Annotated in this window: 18 protein-coding genes and 1 other RNA gene; 3 read left to right on the top strand and 16 right to left on the bottom strand. The window is 57.6% G+C overall.

The genetic code is table 11. From position 1 onward, the window contains the following. Positions 1 to 84: 84 nt before the first annotated feature. Positions 85 to 723: an RlmE family RNA methyltransferase gene (locus tag FQ179_RS17725; RefSeq protein ID WP_149398638.1), complete on the bottom strand. Its 639-nt coding sequence runs from the start codon at positions 721 to 723 to the stop codon at positions 85 to 87. A gap of 17 nt (positions 724 to 740) precedes the next feature. On the opposite strand from FQ179_RS17725, the gene FQ179_RS17730 reads away from it, so the two are divergent. Beyond that, the gene (locus tag FQ179_RS17730; protein WP_149398639.1) at positions 741 to 1298 is read left to right on the top strand and encodes a YhbY family RNA-binding protein; all 558 of its coding nucleotides are present in this window, start codon (positions 741 to 743) and stop codon (positions 1296 to 1298) included. A 54-nt stretch (positions 1299 to 1352) separates the two neighbouring features. Here FQ179_RS17730 and greA read toward each other — a convergent pair whose 3' ends face one another. Next, the gene (greA, locus tag FQ179_RS17735; protein WP_149398640.1) at positions 1353 to 1829 is read right to left on the bottom strand and encodes a transcription elongation factor GreA; all 477 of its coding nucleotides are present in this window, start codon (positions 1827 to 1829) and stop codon (positions 1353 to 1355) included. Between the two features lie 376 nt (positions 1830 to 2205). Beyond that, positions 2206 to 3528 (bottom strand): solute carrier family 23 protein, encoded by a 1323-nt coding sequence (locus tag FQ179_RS17740; protein WP_149398641.1) that lies wholly within the window; start codon positions 3526 to 3528, stop codon positions 2206 to 2208. Between the two features lie 225 nt (positions 3529 to 3753). On the opposite strand from FQ179_RS17740, the gene FQ179_RS17745 reads away from it, so the two are divergent. Next, complete coding sequence (locus FQ179_RS17745) at positions 3754 to 4392, top strand: histidine phosphatase family protein (RefSeq protein ID WP_188074648.1); 639 nt, start codon at positions 3754 to 3756, stop codon at positions 4390 to 4392. A gap of 185 nt (positions 4393 to 4577) precedes the next feature. Here the strand turns inward: FQ179_RS17745 and FQ179_RS17750 are convergent, their stop codons facing one another. From FQ179_RS17750 to carA, 3 genes are read right to left on the bottom strand one after another with little or no spacing between them, the layout of a single operon-like run. Beyond that, the gene (locus FQ179_RS17750; RefSeq protein WP_149398643.1) at positions 4578 to 5495 is read right to left on the bottom strand and encodes an SDR family oxidoreductase; all 918 of its coding nucleotides are present in this window, start codon (positions 5493 to 5495) and stop codon (positions 4578 to 4580) included. A gap of 12 nt (positions 5496 to 5507) precedes the next feature. Next, on the bottom strand, positions 5508 to 8750 hold the full coding sequence (gene carB, locus FQ179_RS17755) for a carbamoyl-phosphate synthase large subunit (protein ID WP_149398644.1): 3243 nt from the start codon (positions 8748 to 8750) through the stop codon (positions 5508 to 5510). 9 nt (positions 8751 to 8759) lie between these two features. Continuing rightward, positions 8760 to 9914 carry a glutamine-hydrolyzing carbamoyl-phosphate synthase small subunit gene (gene carA, locus FQ179_RS17760; RefSeq protein ID WP_188074649.1) on the bottom strand — a complete coding sequence of 385 codons (1155 nt, stop codon included), beginning with the start codon at positions 9912 to 9914 and terminating at the stop codon, positions 8760 to 8762. Between the two features lie 296 nt (positions 9915 to 10210). Between carA and tal the strand changes: the two genes are divergently transcribed. After that, positions 10211 to 11170, top strand: coding sequence for a transaldolase (gene tal, locus FQ179_RS17765; RefSeq protein WP_149398645.1), 960 nt, complete (start codon positions 10211 to 10213; stop codon positions 11168 to 11170). 330 nt (positions 11171 to 11500) lie between these two features. Here tal and FQ179_RS17770 read toward each other — a convergent pair whose 3' ends face one another. The 10 genes from FQ179_RS17770 to FQ179_RS17815 all read right to left on the bottom strand — a co-directional run bounded on the left by FQ179_RS17770 (position 11501) and on the right by FQ179_RS17815 (position 24736). Then, positions 11501 to 12295, bottom strand: coding sequence for an ABC transporter permease (locus tag FQ179_RS17770; protein ID WP_149398646.1), 795 nt, complete (start codon positions 12293 to 12295; stop codon positions 11501 to 11503). A gap of 3 nt (positions 12296 to 12298) precedes the next feature. Further along, positions 12299 to 13108 carry an ABC transporter ATP-binding protein gene (locus FQ179_RS17775; protein WP_149398647.1) on the bottom strand — a complete coding sequence of 270 codons (810 nt, stop codon included), beginning with the start codon at positions 13106 to 13108 and terminating at the stop codon, positions 12299 to 12301. Continuing rightward, positions 13101 to 14141 (bottom strand): substrate-binding domain-containing protein, encoded by a 1041-nt coding sequence (locus FQ179_RS17780; protein WP_149398648.1) that lies wholly within the window; start codon positions 14139 to 14141, stop codon positions 13101 to 13103. Before FQ179_RS17780 ends, FQ179_RS17775 begins: the two co-directional genes overlap by 8 nt. A 327-nt stretch (positions 14142 to 14468) precedes the next feature. Continuing rightward, positions 14469 to 15077 (bottom strand): recombination mediator RecR, encoded by a 609-nt coding sequence (recR, locus tag FQ179_RS17785; protein WP_149398649.1) that lies wholly within the window; start codon positions 15075 to 15077, stop codon positions 14469 to 14471. A 7-nt stretch (positions 15078 to 15084) separates the two neighbouring features. Next, positions 15085 to 15411: a YbaB/EbfC family nucleoid-associated protein gene (locus FQ179_RS17790; RefSeq protein WP_149398650.1), complete on the bottom strand. Its 327-nt coding sequence runs from the start codon at positions 15409 to 15411 to the stop codon at positions 15085 to 15087. 65 nt (positions 15412 to 15476) lie between these two features. Then, positions 15477 to 17915, bottom strand: a complete 2439-nt coding sequence (dnaX, locus tag FQ179_RS17795) for a DNA polymerase III subunit gamma/tau (protein WP_149398651.1) — start codon at positions 17913 to 17915, stop codon at positions 15477 to 15479. 91 nt (positions 17916 to 18006) lie between these two features. Then, an RNA gene (gene ffs / locus FQ179_RS17800) (signal recognition particle sRNA small type) lies at positions 18007 to 18104 on the bottom strand. A 150-nt stretch (positions 18105 to 18254) separates the two neighbouring features. Further along, complete coding sequence (locus FQ179_RS22810) at positions 18255 to 18557, bottom strand: hypothetical protein (RefSeq protein WP_370459893.1); 303 nt, start codon at positions 18555 to 18557, stop codon at positions 18255 to 18257. After that, positions 18445 to 21861: an exodeoxyribonuclease V subunit beta gene (locus FQ179_RS17810; protein ID WP_149398652.1), complete on the bottom strand. Its 3417-nt coding sequence runs from the start codon at positions 21859 to 21861 to the stop codon at positions 18445 to 18447. Before FQ179_RS17810 ends, FQ179_RS22810 begins: the two co-directional genes overlap by 113 nt. Continuing rightward, positions 21854 to 24736, bottom strand: coding sequence for a PD-(D/E)XK nuclease family protein (locus FQ179_RS17815; RefSeq protein WP_188074650.1), 2883 nt, complete (start codon positions 24734 to 24736; stop codon positions 21854 to 21856). Before FQ179_RS17815 ends, FQ179_RS17810 begins: the two co-directional genes overlap by 8 nt. Between the last annotated feature and the right edge of the window lie 5 nt (positions 24737 to 24741).

Consider the following 24741-nt stretch of genomic DNA (forward strand, 5'->3'; position numbering starts at 1 on the left):
CCCCGCAATCACGGCAGCAAAACAAGTATGTCAATTAAGCCATTCTACCCGATAGATCGAATGCTGGTTTGTAAAACCCGTCTGTCAACGGGGCTTGAATTTTGAGGCCACCAGAAAGGTTTCCGACGACTTCGCGCGCGATGCTTTAGGCTTGCGTTCGACCACCCGATGAAAGTGCTGCTTGAAGGTTTCCACGATCTGGGAAAAGCCACTTCCATGAAAGGCCTTGACAATAAGCGTGCCGTCGAGCTTAAGATGACTACAAGAGAATTCGAGCGCGAGTTCACACACATGTTGAATTCGTGCCGAATCGGCTGAGCTCACACCTGACAAGTTGGGGGCCATATCTGACATTACAAGGTCTACTTGCTGGCCATTCAGTTTTTTTGACAGTTGATCGAGCACTTCATCTTCACGAAAGTCGCCCAAAATGAACTCCACACCGGCAATAGCCTCCATGGGCAGCATATCGAGCGCAATAACCCGCCCCTGTATGATGCCCTCAGGGTCTGCAAGCCGTTCGCGGGCCACCTGTGACCAACTGCCCGGGGCTGACCCCAAATCAACCACCACATCGCCCGGACGCATCAGTTTTTCGGTATCAAGAATTTCGAGCAGCTTGAACGCCGCACGTGCCCGATACCCTTTCTGTTGCGCCATTTTGACGTATGGGTCGTTAATATGTTGCATAACCCATTCTTTTGAGAATTTTTTCTTGGCCATTCCCGTACAATTCCAACATGCCTAAACTCGACATTACCTCAAACAAGCGCAGCGAACTTCGCGCCGCGGCCCACCCTTTGCGTCCGGTCGTGCTCATCGGCGACCGCGGCCTGTCAGAATCTGTTCTAAAAGAAATAGACCTTAACCTGAACGCCCATCAGCTTATCAAGGTGCGGGTCGCCGGCGATGACCGTGAAGCCCGAACCGCCATGTACGACACCATTTGCGACACGCTTTCGTGTGCGCCGGTGCATCACCTTGGCAAAACATTAATTTTGTACCGCCCAGACCTGGCAGCCGAGCGCGCCGCCGTCGAAGCCCTAAACATGACCCGCGCAGTGCGCAAGCCGTCCGAGCCCTATACACCCAAAAAACAGGCGGCTGAAGGCATTAAGCGGCGTCGGCGTACACCTAAACCCAAATCGCCCGAGGCCACTGGCGGCAGTTTGTCACCCCGTGCACGCAAAACCAGCTCTCTTACTGAACGCGATGCACACGGCATACCTCGCCGATCTGGCAGTGCGATGTCATTGCGCGCCGGCGCAAGGCGTGGGCCTCGTGCCGGAAAACGCTAAGTAAGGCCTGAAGTATAAGGCCTGTTGGCGAGAAAAACAGTTGGCGTTGGCAGATTATTGATAGCTGACGCTAAGTACTTCGTACTCGCGCACGCCGGCAGGCGCGCGCACTTCGACAACGTCACCCTCTGACTTGCCAATGAGTGCGCGTGCCACAGGGCTCGACACCGAGATAAGGTTGGAGCGGATATCGGCTTCGACATCGCCGACGATCTGGTATTTAACGCGCTCGCCCGATTCAAGGTCTTCAATTTCGACGGTTGCGCCAAACACAGCCCGACCATCAGTATCAAGGGCCGATGGGTCAATGATTTGCGCGTTAGACAGCGTGCCTTCAAGCTCGCGGATACGACCTTCAACAAAAGCCTGGCGCTCACGCGCGGCGTCGTACTCGGCGTTTTCAGACAGGTCACCCTGCGCCCTCGCCTCGGCGATGGCGGTAATAACTTCTTGGCGTTCTACAGTCTTTAAACGGTGCAACTCTACTTGCAAGCGCTCAGCACCACGTGCAGTCAACGGTATCGTGGACATAATCTTCCTGAATTAAAAGTAAAAAGACGCTCCTTACAGGGAGCGCCTGAAACAATAGGTAGTTGAGTGTCCTGTCTGGTTAATGGCCCCCTGACGCTGTAAATACAGGCCCAAGGCGGCGAACTAGCCAGACAAGACACCGGGCTTAAAACAACCCGTGAGCATGATGCGCCGGCATTGCTGATTGTTATCGATTTAACAATGCGGGATCAGCCCAAAACAAACCCCCGGCCGTATTTGTGAACCGGGGGTATGTGTTCATTGTCGGCAAAGTCGGGAAAAATTGCAAGTCCCCGCTGAGTTTTGTCTTGCCTAAAATCAAGAAACCTGGAAGCACTTGATTACAAAACGATTTCGGCTTTGACTACACCTTGGTTTACTGCCTGGCGTTTCTGCCTCGCTTTAACAAAGCGTACAAAATAATGGCCCCAAACGTGGCCGTGCCTATGCCGTCAAGCTTGAAAGCACCTATTTGCACTGAAAAATTGCCCGCACCCAAAATGAGCGTGACCGCCGCAACGATAAGATTACAGTTATCGCTGAAATCAACCTGATTGATCACCCAGATACGCGCACCCGCAACCGCAATAAGACCAAACACCACAATTGACATGCCGCCCAGCACCGGCCCCGGTATGGCCTGGATCAGCGCGCCAAACTTGGGAGAAAAGCCCAGCAAAATGGCAATCAGGCCCGCGATCACAAAAACCAGGGTGGAGTAGATGCGCGTTACAGTCATAACGCCAATATTTTCGGCATACGTGGTAACGCCGGTTCCACCGACCGCGCCCGACACCATGGTGGCAATGCCATCCCCAACAAACGCCCTGCCCAGATACACGTCAAGATTGCGGCCTGTCATGGCGCTGACGGCTTTGATATGGCCAAGGTTTTCAGCCACAAGAATAATGGCGACAGGCACAATCACACTGATGGCGTGTGGTTCGAAGACAGGAGCCGCAAAGTGCGGCAGACCCAACCATGGCACAGCGGCAATAACGCTGAAATCAATGGGCTTGCCCAGACCCAGCCCGTTTGTAAGCACACCATAAATGACGCAGGCCAGCAGCAACCCCACGAGAATCAACAGCCGCTGAGTGGTGCCGCGGGTATACACCGCAATACCACCCACACACAACACCGTCATCAAGGCCATGAGTGCTTCAAACGTTGACCCGCCCATAGCCCCTCTGGCAGCAATGGGGGCCAGGTTCAGGCCAATCACTGCAACAATAGCGCCTGTGACGACCGGTGGCATCCAGGCCTCTATCCAGGCGGATGCGCCACCGGCGCGAACATTTGCCCACCACACCAGCAGACCGATCAAGGTATAGACCAGACCACAGACAATTATGGCACCCAGCGCAACACCGATGTTGGGATTGGGCCCACTGCCCGAGTACGCCGTCACCGCAATAACGCCACCAATAAATGCAAAGCTGGACCCCAAATAGCTGGGTACGCGGCCGCCGACAAACAGGAAGAAAATCAGCGTTCCCACGCCGGACATCAAAATGGCGACGTTGGGGTCAAAACCCATAAGCAGCGGTGCCAGAATGGTGGAGCCAAACATGGCCACAACGTGCTGGGCACCCATGGCGATGTTCTGTGGCACTGACAGGCACTCATCAGGCTGCACGACGACACCGCTGGTATCGCCCTGTATGCGGCGCCAGCGGGGAAAATAAGCATTGGACATGGGAGTTTGCCTTGGTTGTTTTTAGGATTTAATCATGCGCTGAGGCGAGAGTTTACGGTTTGGATGCACCATACAGCAAGGGCCACCGCATTGATCTGCCAAAACACACCAAAAAAGCCGCCCGCAACAGCGCGCCTACGCAAAGCTGATCCGACACATACGGGCTACACTCAAAAGCAAGCGTATTATTTTAAACATCTACTTTTCGCATGTGCGACCGCAACAATGAACTACACCTCTTTTTGGCTTATCCGCCATGGCGAAACCGATTGGAATGCCCAAAGACGCCTGCAGGGCTGGATTGATATTCCCCTGAACCCCAAAGGCGTGCGCCAGGCAGAGCAGTTGGCTTTGGCTTTGCACCCTCCAGGCTTTAATGTAAACGTCGACGTCATCATTAGCAGCGACCTGAGTCGCGCTGCAGAAACGGCGCGCATTGCTTCAGGCCACCTTGGCAAGCCGGTGGAAACCTATGCGTCGTTGCGAGAACGCAACTACGGTATTTACGAGGGGCAAGACTGGGCCAAGCTGGAAGAAATCGGCGTCCAGGCCGCCTTACGTTCTGCCGACGCGCCCATCACCAACGGCGAGACGCTGCAAGAATTCAATACGCGGATTCGCCAGGCCTTTGAGCACATCGCCACCTTGCATGCCGGGCAGAAGATTCTGGTGTTTTCGCACGGCGGTGTCATCGATATGGCCTGGCGCCTGTGCGACCAGCAGACGCTCGAAGCCCCCCGGCCCGGCCCCATATTAAATACCAGCATCAATGAGTTTTCGATATACGAAAGTGGAAAATGGGTGATGCGAGAGTGGGGCAAGACGGCACACCTTGACACCGTAGCCTTTGACGACGTGGGGTGACACCGGTGGGTGTAGCGCGCAGCACCGCGACCTTCTTCAAATGCCAAGTCATCGGCCTCGGTAAGGCCAAGCGCCTCCAGCCCAGTAGGGGCCAGCACCGTCACTGGCCCACCGCCTTATAGGCCATGGCTGGCCCGCATTTTTACGCCAATGAGTAAACGGCGCAGCGCCCGCAATACTTACGTTTATTTTGCGGGTGACCTGGGCTTGCGCTTGCGACGCACGGCAACACGATCATAAAGCCAATCAGGCACCAGGCGCAGCAGCCGGGCGACCCAGCCCATTTGCCATGGGATGACCTTGTAACTGACGCCACGGTCAATAGCCTGGGCGGCCTTGGCCGCAAAGACGCCTACAGGCATGAGAAAAGGCATTTTGTAAGGGTTGTGGGCCGTCATGGGCGTTTGAATAAACCCGGGCGCAAGCGTAACGACTTTAACGCCCGACGGCCCCAGCTCAACCCTCAGGCTTTCACAGTAAGCACGTACTGCAGCTTTTGAAGCACTGTAGGCGCCTGCACCCGGCAAACCGCGCACGGCCGCCACACTGGACACGCCCACCAGCACGCCCTGCCCGCGCTGTTTCATGGCAGCGACAAAAGGCTCAAACGTGGCAACCGTGGCAGTAAGGTTGGTCGCCACAACGGCTTCGAAAACCTGAAAATCATCGAGTTCTTCGGTAAGTGTGCCGACGCTGATGCCAGCGCAGCCTATGACTATATCGACGGGGCCATCGCGCAGAAAATCATGGGCGGCGGCGTGCAGCGCTTGACGGTCGCGTACATCGAGCACATAAATACGATGCGTAAACGTTTGCGTCGATGCCTGCGATGCGTCTTCGCCATGCTCGTCGCGAAAAGGCCTGTTGAGACCGGCAACTACCTGGCCATCGCCATGCTCGTCGCTAAAAGATCTGGTGGAATCATCAACCACCTGGCCCTCACCACCCTCGTTACCTGCGGGCACAGGCAGGCTATCACGCAGCGCGCGCAACACGGCTTCGCGACGGCCCACCAGCGCCAGCTGATCGCCCCGCTTGGCATAATAAAGGGCGAGTGCGGCACCTATGCCGCTACTCGCCCCGGTGATGAAGATGCGCCGCACCTTCACTCCTGACTACTGTGCCGGTAAGCTCGCGTGCAGGTCTTGCAGCGAGTAAACCTTGAGCCCGTCACCATGACGCAGATACTGCAGGCCTTCTACAGCTGCCCGCGCACCAGCGATCGTGGTGAAGTAGGTAACACCTGCCGCCAGCGCGTTGATACGAATTGCGCGTGAGTCGGCAATGGCATTGCGACGTTCTTCGACCGTATTGATGATTATGGCAATTTCACGGTTTTTGATCATGTCGACAATGTGCGGTCGCCCTTCAGTTACTTTATTAACAACCTGCACATCAAGGCCCGCTTCCTGAATAGCCGCCGCCGTACCGCGCGTGGCAACTATTTTGAAACCAAGACCTATAAGCCCACGTGCGATTTCGACGGCCGTGGGCTTGTCTTGCCCACGAACGCTGACAAACGCCGTGCCGGTCTCGGGCAACCAGGCACTGGCTGCAATTTGCGATTTAACGAAAGCTTCACCAAAGCTTTCGCCCACACCCATGACCTCACCCGTGGATTTCATTTCGGGGCCAAGTATGGAGTCAACGCCCGGGAACTTGACGAACGGGAAGACGGCCTCTTTGACCGAGAAATAGGGAGGAACAATTTCGCGATGTATGCCTTGCTGAGCCAGGGTTTTGCCCGCCATGACGCGTGCAGCAATCTTGGCCAACTGAAGACCGGTCGCCTTGGAAACAAACGGCACAGTGCGTGAAGCACGCGGGTTGACCTCAAGCACATAAACGTCGCCATTCTGGATGGCAAACTGCACGTTCATCAGACCTTTAACATTGAGCGCACGCGCCATAACCGATGTCTGACGCTTGATTTCTGCAATGGTTTCGTCTGACAGCGAGTAAGGCGGCAGACTGCATGCCGAATCGCCTGAGTGCACGCCAGCCTGTTCGATGTGCTCCATGACGCCGCCGATGAAGACAGCTTCGCCGTCGCAGATGCAATCGACATCGACCTCAGTGGCGTTGTTAAGGAAGTGATCCAGCAACACCGGAGAATCATTGCTGACCTTGACCGCTTCGCGCATATAACGCTCGAGATCTTGCTGCTCGTGCACGATTTCCATGGCACGGCCGCCCAACACGTAGCTGGGGCGAACAACAAGTGGGTAGCCGATCTCGGCAGCCAGGGCCAGCGCCTCGCCTTCGGTACGGGCCGTACGGTTTTCGGGCTGACGCAGGCCAAGCTTGGTGAGCAGCTTCTGGAAACGCTCGCGGTCTTCGGCGATGTCGATGGACTCAGGGCTGGTACCGATAATGGGCACGCCATTGGCTTCAAGGGCACGCGCCAGCTTGAGTGGCGTCTGCCCACCGTATTGAACAATTACACCCGCCGGGTTTTCTATGTGCACGATCTCGAGCACATCTTCAAGCGTGAGCGGCTCAAAATAAAGACGGTCAGACGTATCGTAGTCAGTAGAAACCGTTTCAGGGTTGCAGTTGATCATGATGGTTTCGTAGCCATCTTCGCTCAGGGCCAGCGCGGCATGTACGCAGCAGTAGTCAAACTCAATGCCTTGCCCGATACGGTTGGGGCCACCACCCAGTACGATGATTTTCTTGCGATCGGTAGGCAGGGCCTCGCACTCGTCTTCATACGTGGAGTACATATACGCCGTGTTCGTGGGAAACTCTGCGGCGCAGGTGTCAACACGCTTGTAGACCGGACGCACACCCAGCTGATGACGCAGCTTGCGCACTTCAGACTCAGCGGTATCAAGCAAAAATGCCAAACGGCGGTCTGAGAAACCGCGGCGCTTCAGCTGCCAGAGCGTTTCGAAGTCAAGCTCGGCCAGCGTACGCTGCTCAAGTGCCAGCTCAATATCAACGATTTCTTTGATCTGGGCCAGAAACCACGGATCGATACTGGTGAGGTTGTGGACCTCATCGAGGCTAAACCCTTGGGCAAACGCATCGCCCACGTACCAGATGCGCTCAGGGCCTGGCTCGCCCAGCTCAACCTGCAGTTTTTCGCGATCAGTAGTTTTCTGGTTTAGGCCGTCAACACCCACTTCGAGACCGCGCAATGCTTTCTGGAAGGATTCTTGAAAAGTGCGGCCAATAGCCATGACTTCACCCACAGACTTCATCTGTGTGGTGAGACGTGAATCGGCCTGCGGGAATTTCTCGAAGGCGAAACGTGGCACCTTGGTGACGACGTAATCAATGGATGGCTCGAACGAGGCCGGCGTGGCTCCGCCCGTGATTTCGTTTTGAAGCTCATCAAGCGTGTAGCCCACGGCCAGGCGTGCGGCAACCTTGGCAATGGGAAAGCCTGTGGCCTTGGAAGCCAGCGCCGAAGAACGCGACACACGCGGGTTCATCTCGATGACGATCATGCGGCCATTGGCCGGGTTGACGGCAAACTGCACATTGGAGCCGCCGGTGTCTACCCCGATTTCGCGCAGCACCGCAATGGATGCGTTGCGCATGACTTGATATTCTTTATCGGTGAGCGTTTGTGCTGGTGCGACGGTAATGGAGTCGCCCGTGTGCACACCCATGGGGTCAAGGTTTTCGATGGAGCAGACAATAATGCAATTGTCGACGCAGTCGCGTATGACCTCCATTTCGAATTCTTTCCAGCCAAGCAGCGACTCTTCAATAAGCAGCTCTTTGGTGGGAGAGGCTTCAAGCCCCCGCCGACAAATGGTTTCGAACTCTTCGCTGTTGTAAGCGATGCCGCCACCCGTACCGCCCAGGGTAAAGCTGGGGCGAATAACCACCGGAAAACCTGCACTGCCGACCTGAACAGCGATATCGCGCTGAACTTCCCAGGCCTCATCCATATTGTGCGCCACGCCAGATTTGGCAGACTCAAGGCCAATGCTGTTCATTGCCTCTTTGAATTTTTGCCTGTCTTCGGCCTTTTCAATCGCGTGCTCGTTGGCGCCGATGAGTTCTACCCCATACTTGGCCAGAACACCATGATGAACGAGGTCTAGCGCGCAGTTGAGCGCGGTTTGCCCGCCCATGGTGGGCAACAGCGCGTCGGGGCGTTCACGTTCGATGATTTTTTCAACTGCCTGCCAGGTTACGGGTTCGATGTAGGTTACATCGGCCGTTGCCGGGTCGGTCATGATGGTGGCGGGGTTGCTGTTGACCAGTATGGTACGAAAGCCGTCGGCCTTTAGGGCCTTGCACGCCTGCGCGCCTGAGTAATCGAATTCGCAGGCCTGTCCGATGACAATAGGGCCGGCGCCAATAATGAGAATGCTTTGTATGTCTGTACGCTTTGGCATATTGATAAATTATTTTTGACCGGCCATAAGGCTGATGAATTTGTCGAAGAGCACAACAATGTCGTGCGGCCCGGGGCTGGCTTCAGGATGACCCTGGAAGCAAAATGCCGGTGCGTCGGTAAGCTCAAAGCCCTGCAGCGTGCCGTCGAACAGCGAGCGGTGCGTAACACGCACATTGGCCGGGAGCGTGTCAGGGTCAACATTGAAACCATGATTTTGGCTGGTAATGAACACCTTGCCGGTATCAAGATCTTGTACCGGGTGGTTGGCCCCGTGGTGACCGGTTTTCATTTTGACGGTTTTACCGTTAAGCCCGAGACCCAGGATCTGCTGCCCAAGGCAAATACCAAACAACGGAATTTTGCGCTCAATGGCAATTTTGCAGGCCTCGATGGCATAGTCGCAAGGCTCGGGGTCACCCGGGCCATTGGAAAGAAACAGGCCGTCAGGGTTAAGCGCGAACACCTCGGCAACCGGCGTTTGTGCAGGCACCACGGTAATACGGCAGCCTCGGTCGGCCAGCAGTCGCAAGATATTGGTTTTGACACCGTAGTCGTAAGCAACAACATGGTACTTGGCATTTTCAGGGTGGTTAAAGCCCTTGCCCAACTGCCATGTGCCTTCGGTCCAGGTTTGAGTTTGCTTGGTGGAGACCACTTTGGCCAGATCCTGCCCAGACATGCCTCGAAAATTACGGGCAAGCTCCACGGCACGATCGACATCATCACCCACCAGAATGCAGGCGCCCTGGGCCCCGCCGTCGCGCAAAATACGCGTTAGTTTGCGTGTGTCGACTTCGGAAATGGCGACAACGCCCTCGGCCTTGAGGTAGTCGGGCAACGACTGAGTAGCACGAAAGTTTGAAACCCGCCGCGGGCAATTTCGCACGACCAGGCCAGCGGCGTGCACCTGTGATGACTCGACGTCTTCTTCGTTGACACCGGTATTGCCGATATGCGGGTAGGTAAGTGTGATGATCTGGCCGTTGTAGCTGGGATCTGTCAAGATCTCCTGGTAGCCAGTCATGGCGGTATTGAAAACGATCTCTGCGACGCAATAACCATCGGCGCCAATTGAGACACCCTTAAAGATGGTACCGTCCGCCAAGGCAAGAATCGCTGAGGGAGGCCTGTTGGGCTCCTCTGAAAAAATAGACGGCAGCACTGTAAACCCCGGATTGAAAGTGATTTTCGCCGTCGACCGACGGCGTCTGGTAGCCACTAATGGGAGCGCGCGAAACGCCAGACCCAAAATTGCCGCGCCGCGCCTGCCCCTCGCAGGGCCTGGCGCACGCAGCGGCGCGTGGTCAGTAATTAAACCTTCTGATTATACATTGAGAAGGCCCATGCCTAAAACAAACAGAGGTGCTTTTGTGCTTCGTGCCTGAACGTACCTGCAAAATCGTCTACAGTTAGTCTATATTCCTGAAACGTATTTTCCTATCCAGAAGCCTACGTATTATGCCAACTCAACTCGAAACCCTGCGCACTTTCACCACCGTCGTCGCCGACACCGGCGATTTCGATGTCATGCGCAAACATCAACCTACCGATGCCACCACCAACCCTTCGCTCATCCTGAAGGCGGTGCACGACAAGAGCAATAAATATCTGCTTGACCGCATCATTAATGACTACCGCAACGCCCCCTTAAGCGAAACGGCCAGCCAGCTGCTCGTGGCATTTGGCCACGAAATTCTGCAAATCATTCCGGGACGGGTTTCCACCGAGGTAGACGCAAGGTTGTCGTTTGACACACAGGCAAGCATAGAGCGCGCACGTCAGATCATCGCCATGTACGAAAAAGTGGGTATTGAGCGTGAGCGTGTTCTGATCAAGCTGGCTTCAACCTGGGAAGGCATTCAGGCGGCCAAGGTGCTGCAGGCCGAAGGCATACGTTGCAACATGACGCTCATGTTCAGCCTGGCTCAGGCTGTGGCCAGCGCCCAGGCCAAGGCACAGCTGATTTCACCGTTTGTAGGTCGTATTTATGACTGGTACAAAAAAGACGCTGGTGACGCCTGGAACGAACAGGAGCGCAGCGGCGCCAACGACCCGGGCGTGCAATCGGTTGTCAGCATCTTTAATTACTACAAGGCCTATGACATAGACACTGAAATCATGGGTGCCAGCTTTCGTAACATTGGCCAGATTCGCGCACTGGCCGGGTGCGATCTGCTCACCATCAGCCCCGATCTGCTCGATGAACTGGCTGCTAGCGACCAGCCATTGACACGCCAGCTCGATGCGGCGCACGCCAAAGAAAACGCACCGGCATGGATTGCCGCCAATGAAGTTGTGTTCCGAACCGAACTAAATCAGGACGCCATGGCCACCGAGAAACTGGCCGAAGGCATACGCAAGTTTGCCGCCGATGCCGTCGCTCTGGACGAGATCATTACCAAGACTCGGGCACAGTAAAACACCCAAAGAGGGCCCCATCTCGAAGGCCGGCGTGCACAAAACAGCCTATGCACGCTGAACTGGCCTATTAAAGTTGGACGATCGGGCTGGCAGGGCTGCGTTCTGTTTTGCACAGGGCTCAGCCCTTTTTGTTTTTCCTGGCCTGATCGTAATGGGAATAGTAGATATAGCCTTAGCGGCCCGCCTGGAGTTGTTCAAAGCGGGTGAACCGTTTGGGTTAAAAAAACCCAGACGTCAAAGCTCTGAACACGCTATCCATAAACCGACCATGAGCGTGCTGCCCACTATGGGCGTGCTGCCTGCCAGGAATGTACTGCCGGCTTTACACTACAGTTTCTCGGTATCGTCGGTTTTCGGGCGCCACGCCAAAAAGCGTTCTTCGGCCAGTGTAACGATGCCATCCAGCACCAGGGCAAACACCGTCAGTACAACAATACCGGCAAACACCGTGTTCACGTCCAGCGTGCCCTCCGCCTGCAAAATAAGGTAGCCCACGCCAGCGGCAGACCCAAGATACTCACCCACTACGGCTCCGACAAACGCCAGACCTACAGAGGTATGCAGGCTGGAGAACACCCAACTCGTGGCTGAAGGTATATACACATAGCGCAGCAACTGATTGCGGCTGGCGCCCAGCATGCGGGCGTTGTCGAGCAAGGTGGAGCTGACTTCACGCACGCCCTGGTAGACGTTAAAAAACACAATAAAGAACACCAGAGTGACTGCCAACGCCACCTTGGACCAGATACCTAGACCAAACCACATGCCAAAAATAGGGGCAAGAATGACCCGGGGCATGGAATTGGCAGCCGTAATATAGGGGTCAAGCAATGCACTGGCACCACGAGAAAGCCCCAGCCACAGGCCAAATGCCAACCCACCCACCGTGCCGATGGCAAAGGCCAGCAGGGTTTCGGTTAGCGTTATGCCCAGGTGGCGGTAAATGTTGGCATCGGTAACAAACCAGGCCCAGATAACTTTAGCCACTTCGACCGGCTGGCCAAAGAAAAAAGCAAAATTTCGGTCGCGTGCGGCGATGTGCCAGGCACCCAGCACAATGACCAGCAACAAAATTTGCCAGAAGCGTAACCACAACTTGCGATGTTGAGTAGAGGTAGCCATGCGTCAAGCCCGTTTCTGTTGGGCATAGCCCTTGAGCACTTCTTCGCGCAGCACGTCCCAGATGGCTTTGTGCAGTTCAACAAAACGCGAGTTGGTGCGTACTTCAGCCACGTCACGAGGACGGGGTAGGTCGATTTCAAACTCGCCGATGGGATGCGTGCCCGGGCCCGCCGACAAGACCACAACGCGATCACTCATTGCAATGGCTTCGTCGAGGTCGTGGGTGATGAACAGCACCGCCTTGCGGCTGGCCATCCAGATATCAAGCACTTCGTTTTCCATCAACTGCCGCGTCTGTACATCAAGTGCAGAAAAAGGCTCATCCATCAGAATGATGTCGGGATCGCGGATCAGGGTTTGGGCCAGCATCGCACGCTTGCGCATACCGCCCGACATTTGGTGCGGGTAACGGTTTTCAAACCCGCCCAGGCCTACGCGGCGCATCCATTCGCGTCCACGCTGCTCGGCCTGGTCAGCCGCCACGCCCGCGAACTGCAGGCCGGCCGTAACATTGCTTAGTGCACTGCGCCAGGGCATTAAGGCCTCACCCTGAAACATATACCCTGCGCGATGATTAACGCCTTGCAAAGGCGTGCCGAACACCCGAACCTGCCCCGACGTGGGCGCGAGCAAGCCCGCCCCCACGTTTAGCAGCGTAGACTTGCCGCACCCGGTCGGGCCAACGACGGAAACAAACTCGCCGGGCGCAACATGAATAGTGGCCTGACTGACCGCGACGTAGCGGTTTCCAGCACCTTCATTCGAGGCAAACGTGCAGGTAATGTTGTCCAGCGTAAGCGCAGCATCAGCCATTGGGGTACTTTTGATTGGCCTTGATCACAAAATCGTTGGTCCACACTTGCGAAATGTCGATTTTACTGGCGTCTAACTTGGTATCGAAGGCGGCCAGTGCCCTGAGCGCCATTTCCGGGCCATCTACAGGCACCATGCCATCAGGTGACAAAGCCTCTTTGTTGCTTGCCAGCGCCCGTTTGTACAGTTCGGGGTCGCCCAGCAAATAGCCTTCGGGCACCACTTTTGCAATGTCGTCGGGTGTGGCTGCGTGAATCCATTTGTCTGCGCGAACGATGGCATTGGCCAGCGCCTGCGTGGTCTTGGGGTTGGCGTCGATAAATGCCTGCGAGGTATACAGACAACCCGAGGGCATGTTGCCGCCAAAAATTTCTTTGGTTACGGCAAGCGTACGTGTGTCGGCGATAATTTTAATGGCATCTTCTTTCTGCAGGGTCGCAATGACAGGATCCAGGTTGGCAATGGCATCGATTTGCCCCGAGCGCATGGCCGTGATGGCACCCGCCCCCCCTCCTACACCAATAAATGAAACATCAGAGGGCTTGAGCCCGTGCTTGGCCAGGAAGAAACTAACCATCATATTGGTTGATGAACCTGGTGCCGTGACGCCGATTTTTTTACCCTTGAGGTCTTCGGGTGATTTGTAGTCTGGCATGGTTTTGTTGGAAACTGCCAGCACAATCATGGGTGCACGACCTTGTTGTGCAAAGGTGCGATAAAACTGACCTTTCGACTGCAACGAGATGGTGTGCTCAAAAGCGCCTGACACCACATCGGCACTGCCACCCACTACTGCCTGCAGCGCTTTAGAGCCCCCGGCAAAGTCGATAACCTGGGCGTTAAGCCCCTCATCCTTGAAATACCCTTTGAGATTGGCAATGGACAAAGGCAGGTAATAGATGAGCCCCTGCCCACCTACCGCAATGGTGACATCTTTTTTTTCCAGATTCTGGGCCAGGGCCCACCCTGGGGCAAGGGTTGTGGCACCTGCTACACCTGCTAGCTTGAGCAGGTCGCGCCGGGATAGTGTCATGATGGTCTCCTGATTATTGTCTGCTGAAGGGGTGGCCATTTCATAGCAATAAGAACACCTTGCCTGCCCCGATCAGGGCGTTTACCGAAGGACACCACACCAGCGGTCTGCTGCGCGACGGAAAGCTAGACATCCAGAAACAGGATTGCAAGGGCGTACTACCGTGGTTGCCGCCCTACTTGGCCTTAGCATTTGACGGCGCACAGCATCCCATCGTAAGCCAATTTATTGGGCATCAGCAACCACTCTGTTACCCCAAAAGGCAGCTTCGCGGTTTGCTATGTTTATTTGTGCCTTGAACGGCGAAGCTTGCCGCAGCGCACCAGATCAGGTGTTGCGCCGTTCCATTAGCGCCCAGGCGATGGTGCCGGCATCGACATACTCAAGCTCACTGCCGGCGGGTACGCCACGCGCCAGCCGTGTAACATTCAGACCGCGTTCGCGCAATAGCTCAGAAAGATAATGAGCAGTGGTCTCACCTTCGGCGGTAAAGTTGGTAGCCAGAATAACTTCGTTAACCAACCCGTCGCAGGCGCGCGCAAGCAGCCGGTCAAACTGCAGCTCCGTCGGCCCTACCCCTTCGAGCGGGGCCAAACGACCCATTAGCACGTAGTAAAGCCCCCGGTAACCGTGACTCGATTCGATCATGTTCTGGTCTGCCGGTGTTTCGACAATGCACAGAATTGACTGGTCACGCTTGGGGTTAAGGCAGGTCGCACAGACTTCGTCTTCGGTGAAGCCATTGCAGCGCTCACAATGGCGCAAGCCATTGACCGCGCTCGCCAGTGCCCGGCTAAGCCGTTCAGCACCCTGAGGATTATGCTGCAGCAGGTGGTAGGCCATGCGCCGCGCCGAGCGCACACCTACCCCTGGCAGGCAGCGCAGTGACTCAATGAGCGACTTAAGCGGCTCAGGTTCGGGCAGAGGGGTACTCACGACAGCGTCAGAACGGCAGTTTCATCCCGGGAGGCAAAGGCATGCCTGCCGTAATCGATGACATTTTTTCTTGTGAAGTGGCTTCAGCCCTGCGCAGTGCGTCGTTGAACGCGGCGGCGACCAGGTCTTCAAGCATATCTTTGTCATCGGCCAACAGCGATGGGTCGATGGTAACGCGCCTGACGTCGTTGCGGCATGTCATGGTTACTTTTACCAGGCCACCACCTGATGCGCCTTCCACGATAATTTCAGCAAGCGCTTCTTGCGCTTTCTTCATGTTTTCTTGCATTTCCTGCGCCTGGCGCATCAAACCGGCGATCTGACCTTTCATCATAATAAGTATTCCTAAAAAACAATTGAAAACGGTGAAAACCCAGGTTGGCAAAACCTGTACAGAAATTAGGCTGCTTTTTGCTCCGGCGCGGCGCGTATGGAACCCGGCACGACCATTGCGCCAAACTCTGCGATCAAGGCCTGCACCAGAGGGTCGTTAACGACCGCCTCTTCTGCCTCGCGTTGCAGGGTGGCCAGGTGGGCTTTCTCGACAGCGCGTGCGGTTTCATCACCGGTTGCGCCGTATTCGACTTCAAGCCGCACCACGGTACCAAAGTGCTCGGTAAGCACAGTGCAAAGGCGTGCCCGGCCCTGGCTTTCAGCCAGGGTGCGAACAGCAACACGTAGCCTGACTTCATCACCCTTGGCGCCCAGCCATTCGCTTTGCTTGGCCAGCTCGGCCGCCAGGCCTGTTACTGGCAGTTGCGCCGCCAATGCGGGCCAGCTTTGGGCCGTCATGTCACGCAACCTGGTCTGCTTGCCTTTCTTGCTGCGGCCTGTCTTGAAGGCCGAAGTGAGAATTTCTTGCCCTGACTCATCGGACAGGACAGCACCACCCGGAATATCGTTGGCCTCAGCCTCGCCGAAATCGTCGGGCTCGAACCGTGCATCATCGAAATAATCGTCTTCAGGCGACTGCATGGTTTCAAAACCGTCGGCGGTCGAAGCATAACCGTCGGCACTGGAAGCATAGCCATCGTCCGACATTGGGCTAGGTGCAGGCACATTCACCCGCTCGGTGGCCTGAGATACGTTGCGATCTGGCTGTTCTTTGTGGCCATTTTGCCCGGACACGCTGGCCGCTGGCATGTCTTCCCAGGCGGGGATGTCGGCGTGCGCATCAGCGTGGGCAAGCCCGGAGTCAGCCACGCTGGCCGGCTGCAGACTTTCTTCTTGGGCGCCATGGCGATTGCTACCGCTGGCAGCAGGCGCTGCTACGGCTTTGGCGCTGAGCGCGTCAACTTGAGGTTGAGAAACAGGCGGGTCAGCTGGCGCGACATCGGCAGAACCTGCTGACAAAGCGGTCTGCTGCGCCATGCCGGCGGCATGTGTGGCAGCGCTGGAAGGAGTGCCTGAAGGTGATGCAGGTGTCGGCGCAACGAGCCGGGACACCGGTGCGGATGCAGCCGGTGCAGGGCTGGAAGGAGTGCCCGAAGGCGGGGCAGGCGTCGGCGCAACGGGCCGGGACACCGGCGAGGTTACAGCCGGTGCAGGGCTGGGCTGGCTGGCTGCGGTTGTCGATGTAGCATGTGGTGCAGCAGCTGACGCAGTTGACGCGGCAGCCGAGCTTGCCCTTGCGGCTTGGGAAGACTCAGCAGCAGGTTCGGCGGCTGGCTCAGTGGCCGAACCGGCCGTCGAACCTGATGGCACTTGCTGGTTTTTTGCTTGTGGCGCGCCCCCGCCTGTGGACGGCGGCAACCCGGGCGGAACCAGCGCAAGCATGCGCAGGCAGGCCATGACAAAACCCGCATACTCATCAGGAGCCAGCGAGAGCTCTTGCCGGCTATGCACGGCAACAGAATAAAAAAGCTGTACCTGGTCTGGGTGCAACAACCCTGCCAAACTTGCAATATCTTCGGCCAGCGGATCGTCGACAGACGCTGCGCCAGGCACACGCTGCTCGATGGCGATGCGCGACAGCAAGATGGCCATGTCGGCCAGCGCGCCAGAGTAAGACAAGCCGCGTGACGCAAGCTCATCGGCCACCTGCAGCACCTGCGCGGCGCTGCCCTCGGCAAGCGCCTTGATCAACACCACCAGGTGGCGCTGATCAATGGTGCCCAGCATGCCTTGCACGGCATCAGCAGAGAGATTACCTGCACTATAGGCAATGGCCTGGTCGGTGAGCGACAGCGCATCGCGCATTGAGCCCGACGCCGCCTGAGCCAGCAGACGCAAAGCCGGAATTTCGAAAGGGACGTCTTCTTGCTGAAGTATGCCTTGCAGGTGGGTAACAATTGATTCACCCGTCATCTGCTTGAGATTGAACTGCAGACAACGCGACAGCACAGTGACCGGAATCTTTTGCGGGTCAGTCGTGGCCAGGATGAATTTAACGTGCGGTGGCGGCTCTTCAAGCGTTTTGAGCATGGCGTTGAACGCATGCCCGGTAAGCATGTGCACCTCGTCGATCATGTAAACCTTGAAACGACCGCTGCCCGGCGCGTATACCGCCTGCTCAAGCAGTTGGGTCATTTCGTCGACGCCGCGATTGGACGCCGCATCAAGTTCGACATAATCAACAAACCGCCCTGCATCGATCTCGGTGCACGCCCGACAGACGCCACAAGGCGTTGCCGTGATGCCGATTTCACAGTTGAGCGATTTAGCAAGAATGCGCGACAGCGTTGTCTTGCCCACACCGCGCGTGCCCGTAAACAGCCATGCGTGATGCAAGCGCTGTGTAGACAAGGCGTGCGTAAGGGCGCGAACCACGTGATCCTGGCCAACCAGAGTCTCGAATGAGCGTGGCCGCCATTTGCGCGCAAGAACCAGATATGTCATGCAGGGAGCCTGAAGCCAACCGAAGAGATAAACGAAAAGTGTACCGGATTCGGGGCAGCTTGGGGGCGGCGGGTACAACCCGGCCAAATGAAATGGTGAGCCTTACTTCGGCACTGACTCTGAGCGACTATGGCTGCTTCGTTCCCGACCTGACCAGGTTCACCGCCGAACCATGCGAAGGGGCCCACCATCCGGAAGTTTAACAGGACTTGGCTTTTTGCGCCGACGCGACCCGCCCAACCCGGCGTGACGCGCACCCCAACGTCAGCCGGCGGCCCGAAATACAGACTGCTGGTGACCAATGCATCGACGCCGGTGGCGGCATACTGGGCCACATTATCAAGACGTATGCCTCCTGCATCCAGCAGGCCAAGCGCAGAGCCACTGGCGGCGCAGATCTGGGCACCACTGGGCCAGCAATGCAGGTTCGACCTTGTCAAACTGAATAACATCAGCGCCTGCACGCACCGCCTGCTGGGCTTCTTCCAGGGTCTCAGCCTCGATGACAATTTTCTTTTCAATTAGCCGGCTACGATGCCGGGCCAGGGCGAGTGCTAGATTGTGCCGTGTGTTGACCCTGCCCATAGTCGACCCAGATATCTGCCCGAGGAAAATACAAAGCGCCTCGCGCCGGGCGGCCATCCAGGGCGCTGACGCAGGCGCAATAGCGTTCAATTTGCTCGCGATATCGCTCACGCATACGCTCGGCAAAGTGTTCTGGCGACTCGCCCTTCCCTGGCACACCTGTTTTGTAATCCACCACCAGCCAGTCAGTTTCCTGGGACACCGCCAGGTCAATCACCGATACCCGTCCTGAAATATCCAGCAAACTCCATTCGCGGTGTGCACGCGCCACGCGCAGCAGCCATTGCCCACGGTCACTGCCTACCGTAGCGGCCAGAGTATCTCGCAAGGTATCAGAAGCCGCATCCAGCGCAGCCTCAGGCAGGCCTGCGCGTGCGAGTTGACGCCGGAATACCGGCAGCGACGAGGCTATGCGCTGTGGGCTCCAGGTATCGGCGCCCTCTTTGCCAATACGCTCAAGCCATGCATGAGCGACTGTACCGATAATGGCCTCGACACCCGTTTCTTCACGCCACTTCCATGGCATGGCCCGTCCGGGCGCACGCGTGACGGGCGCGGGGCTGGGCAACCCCTGTATGGGCCTGCGCACCAGCAGACGCTGCACCGGGTCGCGGAACCCCGTATCTGGCATGTCGGCCTCCAGATCAGAATACTCAGGCGGCGTGGGCTCGGGCATGAAGTCCCAGATCCGACCAAGCAGAGAGCTGGCGGCTGGCTTCTTGGGCTTCATATCATCATCCAGCCCAACGGCACCGATAAGATGCAATTGCTTGCGGGCCCGCGTCAATGCCACGTATAGCAAGCGGTCGGTTTCAAACATGGCACGCTTTTTCTCGCGTGCGGCAAGATAGACGGAAACGGGGTCATTTTCGTCTGATGCCCGGTGCCGGATGGGGCCAAGCAGCAACTCGCCATCCTGATGTTCCAGACGCAATAGCGGGGGTGTATCGCCTCTGGGTCGCCGATGCAGCCCCGCCAGAATGACCGTATCAAACTCCAGCCCTTTGGCCTTGTGTATCGTCATAACCTCTACCGCACGTCCGCTGCTTTCGGGCGCCGCATACAGCTTTTCGAGCCGACTCTCGAGGTCGTCCGGGTCAAGATTGCCGTAGGGGGCAATTTCTTCGATCAGCCTGAACAAACGCTCGGTGTCGGCCGCATCACTGGGGTTGCGGTAGATTTCAGGCCCACCCAGTCGGCGCCAGGTGTGTTCCAGCCAGGCAGCAAAAGGCATAGACCCTGACGCATTGCTGTCATCAAGCAAAATCGTGCTGGCCAGGCGCAGACGTGCGGCGTCATCAGGCTCGATGCCGTTCTGGGCGGTACGCTCGTCGCTTGCGGGCGCACGGGCCAGCCACACTGCCAGCAGCCTGGGTATGGGCGTGAAGTGATCCGCGCCGCATAAGGCGTGCAAACTATCAAGTGTCAAACCGCATAGTGGCGAACGAAGCACGGACAGCCAGGCCAGACGGTCGGCGGGGTGCGACAGTGCACGGGCCAGCTGGGCCAGATCAATAACAGCCTGACGCGATTGCAATGACACCAGCTCGACAGCCCGGCAGGGCACCCCTTGCATCGTAAGCCGGTGCACAATGCCATCAAGGTGGCCACGTGCCCGCACCAGAATGGCTACGGGGTGGGTGCTGTCTGGGTGCTGCCGCAAGGCCTGCCCCGCCAACTGCACAGCGACGGCCTCTGCGGCAGCAACGCCGTCATCATCATCATCCTGCCCATCTGAGCCACCATGCGAGCCCTTTTTGGCCTTACGTACCCAGACCGGATGAAACTCGGCACTAATGCCCTCTTCCGGATCATTAAACGGCACAGATGGCGTATAAACAATTGCACCCAGGCTCGGGTTGACCTCAGACGGGAACACAGGCCCGCAGGTTTGGTTGACCCACTCCACCAGATTAGCCTGAGAACGAAAATTCTCGCGCAACTCCAGTGCGGTGAGCGGGATATCGCCCAGACCGCGCTCGCGAACCCTCAAAAAGCACCCCACGTCAGCCTTTCGAAAGCGATAAATCGACTGCATGGGATCGCCCACCAGAAAAAGCGTACGACCATCTCCCTGCTGCCAGCCCGACGTAAGGCGCTCAAGCAGATCAATCTGGGTCTGGCTAGTGTCCTGAAACTCATCAACCAGAATATGCCGTATGGCGTTGTCCAGCGACAGCAATAAATCGCTGGGGTCATCCACCGAGCCCAGCGCCTGTAGCGCACGCTGAGAAATCTCGGAAAAATCAACCTCTGCCGTCTCGGTAAAGCGCACGCCCAGCTGCGCTGCCGCCAGCCACAGCACCTCGATCAGCACGCCCAAGACCTCTTGCTGCGCTTCGGTATAACCGTCGTTCGGAGCACTGCGGATATCAGCCAGCGCTTCTACCCATGGCTCATCGCCCGACGCCTGCTTTAGCCAGGCTACAAAGGTGTCCTTGTACTCAGACTTGGCTTCGAAGCCCTGGCGCTTGTCAACCGAACGACGCAAGGTATTTTTGTCGGTAAGCAAGGCCGCCGCCAGCGCCTGCCACGCCGAAACTGACGCCATATCGGCGTCAAAAGGCTGGCCGTCCCAGTCGAGCAAAGGGCTGAGGCCTTGCGCGGGATCAGTGCGCGCGCGCATTTCTGTGGCAAGGCGCAAAGGCTCTGCCAGTGACGAAGCCCAGCCCAGTGGCATGGCAATTGCCAGCCGCTCAAGGTCAGCTTCGACGGCGCGCTCCAGGCTGTTCATGAGGTAATCAGCCATGCCCCCTTGCGCCAGCAGAGGAAGCCACTGATCGCGGCTGGCCAACATGTCTGCCAGCAGATCGCGCGCCGTGCGTACATCGACGTCGAGGTGGGCAATAAGGTTGGCCACACACGGATAGTCGTCGGCCATGCCCAAGGTGGCCATCGCCGCCGCCTCGTAATGTTCGCGTGCGTTGTCGGTGACGGCAGGCATACCCCCAAGCGCGCTGACCCAGGGCATGGCCCGCACAAGGTAAGCGCAGAATGAGTCAATAGTGCGTATGGCCAACCGAGCCGGGTATTGCAGCAGATTCCAACCCTGAGCCTCGTCACGGCGCATGGCCTGCTGGGCAAGCTCCCAGCCCCGCACTTTGTGGGGCTCATCGGGACGGGGCCCTTGGCCCGCCTGCAACTTGGCCAGCACGCGGGCATGCATTTCAGAAGCCGCCTTGCGCGTAAAAGTAATGGCCACGATCTCTTCGGGCCGGTTTACGGTGGCCAGCAAGGCAAGAATACGATCTGTCAGCAGTTCGGTTTTACCGGAACCTGCCGGTGCCTGGATCAGAAAAGAGGTGGCGGGATCAATGGCCGCAGCACGTACTGCGGCATCACTGGGTTGTTTGCTAGGCACTGGGGTATTCCTCGTTCAGACGCAAAAACGGCTGCACGTCGCAGTATCTGAGATCGTCAGGGCGCAGACTGCGGTTGTGGGCCGCGCCCGCGCTAAATTCTTCGGCAAGCTTTTGTATGGTGGCACGCCATTCACACATCAATCTTTCCCAGGTGTAATCAGAAAATGCCGACCAGTCAGAGAGCGCGGCCACACCATCGAGGCCGCACTCAACATCTTGCAGACCTTTGGCCTCGATGCCGCGCGCATGCAGTTTCAATAACACCAGAGCACCCACCGGGCTGTTCTCTTGAGCCAATACCGAGGCATAAAACGGCAATTGCAGGCCGACTGGGCGCTCTCGCATCCAGTCTGACTTGGGGTCGATTTTGCCAGCACCTGTTTTGTAATCGATAACCACCAGCTTCTGGTCAGCACCAGAGGGGACTTCTGGTGCTGTATAGCCGTTGGGCACAGTAGCGTCCGCAACAGTTTCATCACCGAACAAAGAGTAGCTGCTCTGCGAGAAAAGTGTGTCGTCGTTCGGTTCGTCAGACGCTGTGCCGCCTCCCGCTTCATCAAGCGCATCAACCCGGTCAAGACGCAGACTTAAGGACAGCAAACCGTGCGTCCATGTGTACTCTTGTTCAATATCATGAACACGAAACGGCGTACGTGCCAGCTCGACCATAAGCCAGTCGTGCAACAGGCTTTCAGCCCTTGCCGTTTCCAGGGCACGCAGAGTTGGCCCGTAATCCTCCAAAAACTCATCGGCCGCCTGAGCGACCGCTTCTTCTATCAAGATGCCCAGGCTGCCTTGCTCATGCCTGGCTTTAAGCGCCTGCTGCCCTGGCAACAAACGCCAAATAATTTCCGCCGCCCGATGCAACAGCAAGCCGCGCGCGTTCTGGTCGAACAGGTCGGCATAGCCTGACAGCACCTTGGCGCCAAGCCGGTACTTTACAAAGGCCCACAGAGGGTTGCGGGCCTGTGTATCAATAACGCCTATACCCCCGCGTGTGACAGCCCCGTTTTTCAGTGGCGGGCCTTGCTCGTCAACCACGTATTCAAGCGCCGCCTGACCAACAGGCAACGGTGGGCGACCAGCTGCGCTTGCCTGCAGCGAAGCCACGGCCACTCCGGCCGCAGCAGCCTCAGTGCATTCCTGGCGCGCCACCAACTGCGTATGAACCTGGCCCCCTTGCGGCATGACCACCAACGGGACCTCGGCGATGCAAGGGCTGGGCCGCAATTCACGCTCACCCTCGTGCAAGGCGTGGCTTAGCCAAACCTGTGGCGCACACTCGAGCAACGAGGCATACAGCGTATGAGCCCAATGCAGCTCGCGTTCTGGCGTTGCGCGTGGCGCGCCCGCCTCACGCAAAGCAGCCAGTGGGATAAAAGGATTGGGACGTGGCGCCGCAGGCATGACCTCGTCGGTTAGGCCCAGCACCCAGACGCCATCCCAGCGTCCTCCCTCTGACTCAAGAAACCCAAGAACGTCGAGCCGTGCAGCAGGGTCCCGCTCAGGCTGAAACGGGGTTTCACGCGCCAACTTTGCAAGCAGGCTGACAGCGGCGGAGAACCGCAGCGGCCCCGTCACAAAGGCCAACCTTGCCATTTGATCAAGTACACGGTCAAAGGCTTCCATAACCTGGTAGGCGTGACTGTCGAGTGCGCCCTGCCCCGGGAAGCCCAGTGCCTCCAGCAAGACCCGAAATCGCTGCACCCAAGTATCGGCTTCTGCCGGAGCGGCATGGCCTTCCAATGCAGCAACCACACTAAGCCAGGCCTGAGCGAGCTGCGACGCGTACTTTTCAAGTAAGCCCTGGAAAGCCGCTGCTGGCACCGATACCACCGCCCGCTGGCGCCAAAAGGCATCAATAGCGGCGCGCGCCGCCTTCTCATCGCGGGCCGCCACGCAGCCACCAGCCAGCAGGGCCGCACCCAAATCAGCAGGGGTAAATGCTTTGCGTTGTACCTGTGTCGCCATGACCCTCAGCCACGCAAGCGCCGCCCGTACCATAGGCCAGTCGGCCAGCGGACGTGCCACGGCCACGTTGTAGGGCATTTGCCCACCCAGCGCCGTACGCAGGTATCTGTGAGCAAGCACCACATCTGCCTCCAGCCGGGCAGCCACAATGGCATACCGACCTTCTGGATCACTGGCCAGTTGCTCGGCCGCCCAGCGCGCCGCCAGTCGCCACTCATCGTCGAGGTCTTGGGCCGCGACACGTAAGATTGCTGTAGCCGGCTGCCCGGCACGGGCCAGCACCCGCAGCTGCACGCCTTGCTGTGCCAGGCAGGAAAGCAGGTACGACAAGCGCGGAGATAGTTCGTTAAAGCCTGCCAGCACGAGTGTAGAGAAGGAAAGTGGCAGCAGCCCCTGCTCCAGGCTTTCAATAATGCGCAAATAGGAGAGGTTGCCATCGTCCAGATCCCTGTCTGCCAGCAGTGCACGATAGCGCGTACGCCATGCATCAAAGCGCTGGTAATCGGGGGTTGCGGCGTCAGGCTTTACCTGTATGCGCCAGTCATCCATGAGCCTGTCAGCCTCGGCCGCAAGCCGTGCCGCCTGGGCGGCATCGAGCAAAGCATGCTCGGCCTCGGCCTCGTCAATAACCTGTTGCCACAGCCACTGTGTACCAAAGCCGTCAACCGTCCGCATGGCCTGACCCGACTCCGGCAAAAACGCCAGCTGATCGGCCAGACGTGCCAGCCAACCACTTAGCGGCACAATGTCGGGCACTGCCATGACGCGACGCGCGTCGTCCAGCCCGGTCAGCAGCTCGGACAATACACGCCTGGCGTGACGGTTATTGACGGTAAGCACAAGTACCTGCTCGGCCTCCAGCTGTGACAACTCGTCCAGAGTGAGCGTAGCGTAGTTTTCCATGATCC

Source organism: Pusillimonas sp. ANT_WB101 (genome assembly GCF_008369125.1).
GTDB lineage: Bacteria > Pseudomonadota > Gammaproteobacteria > Burkholderiales > Burkholderiaceae_B > Allopusillimonas.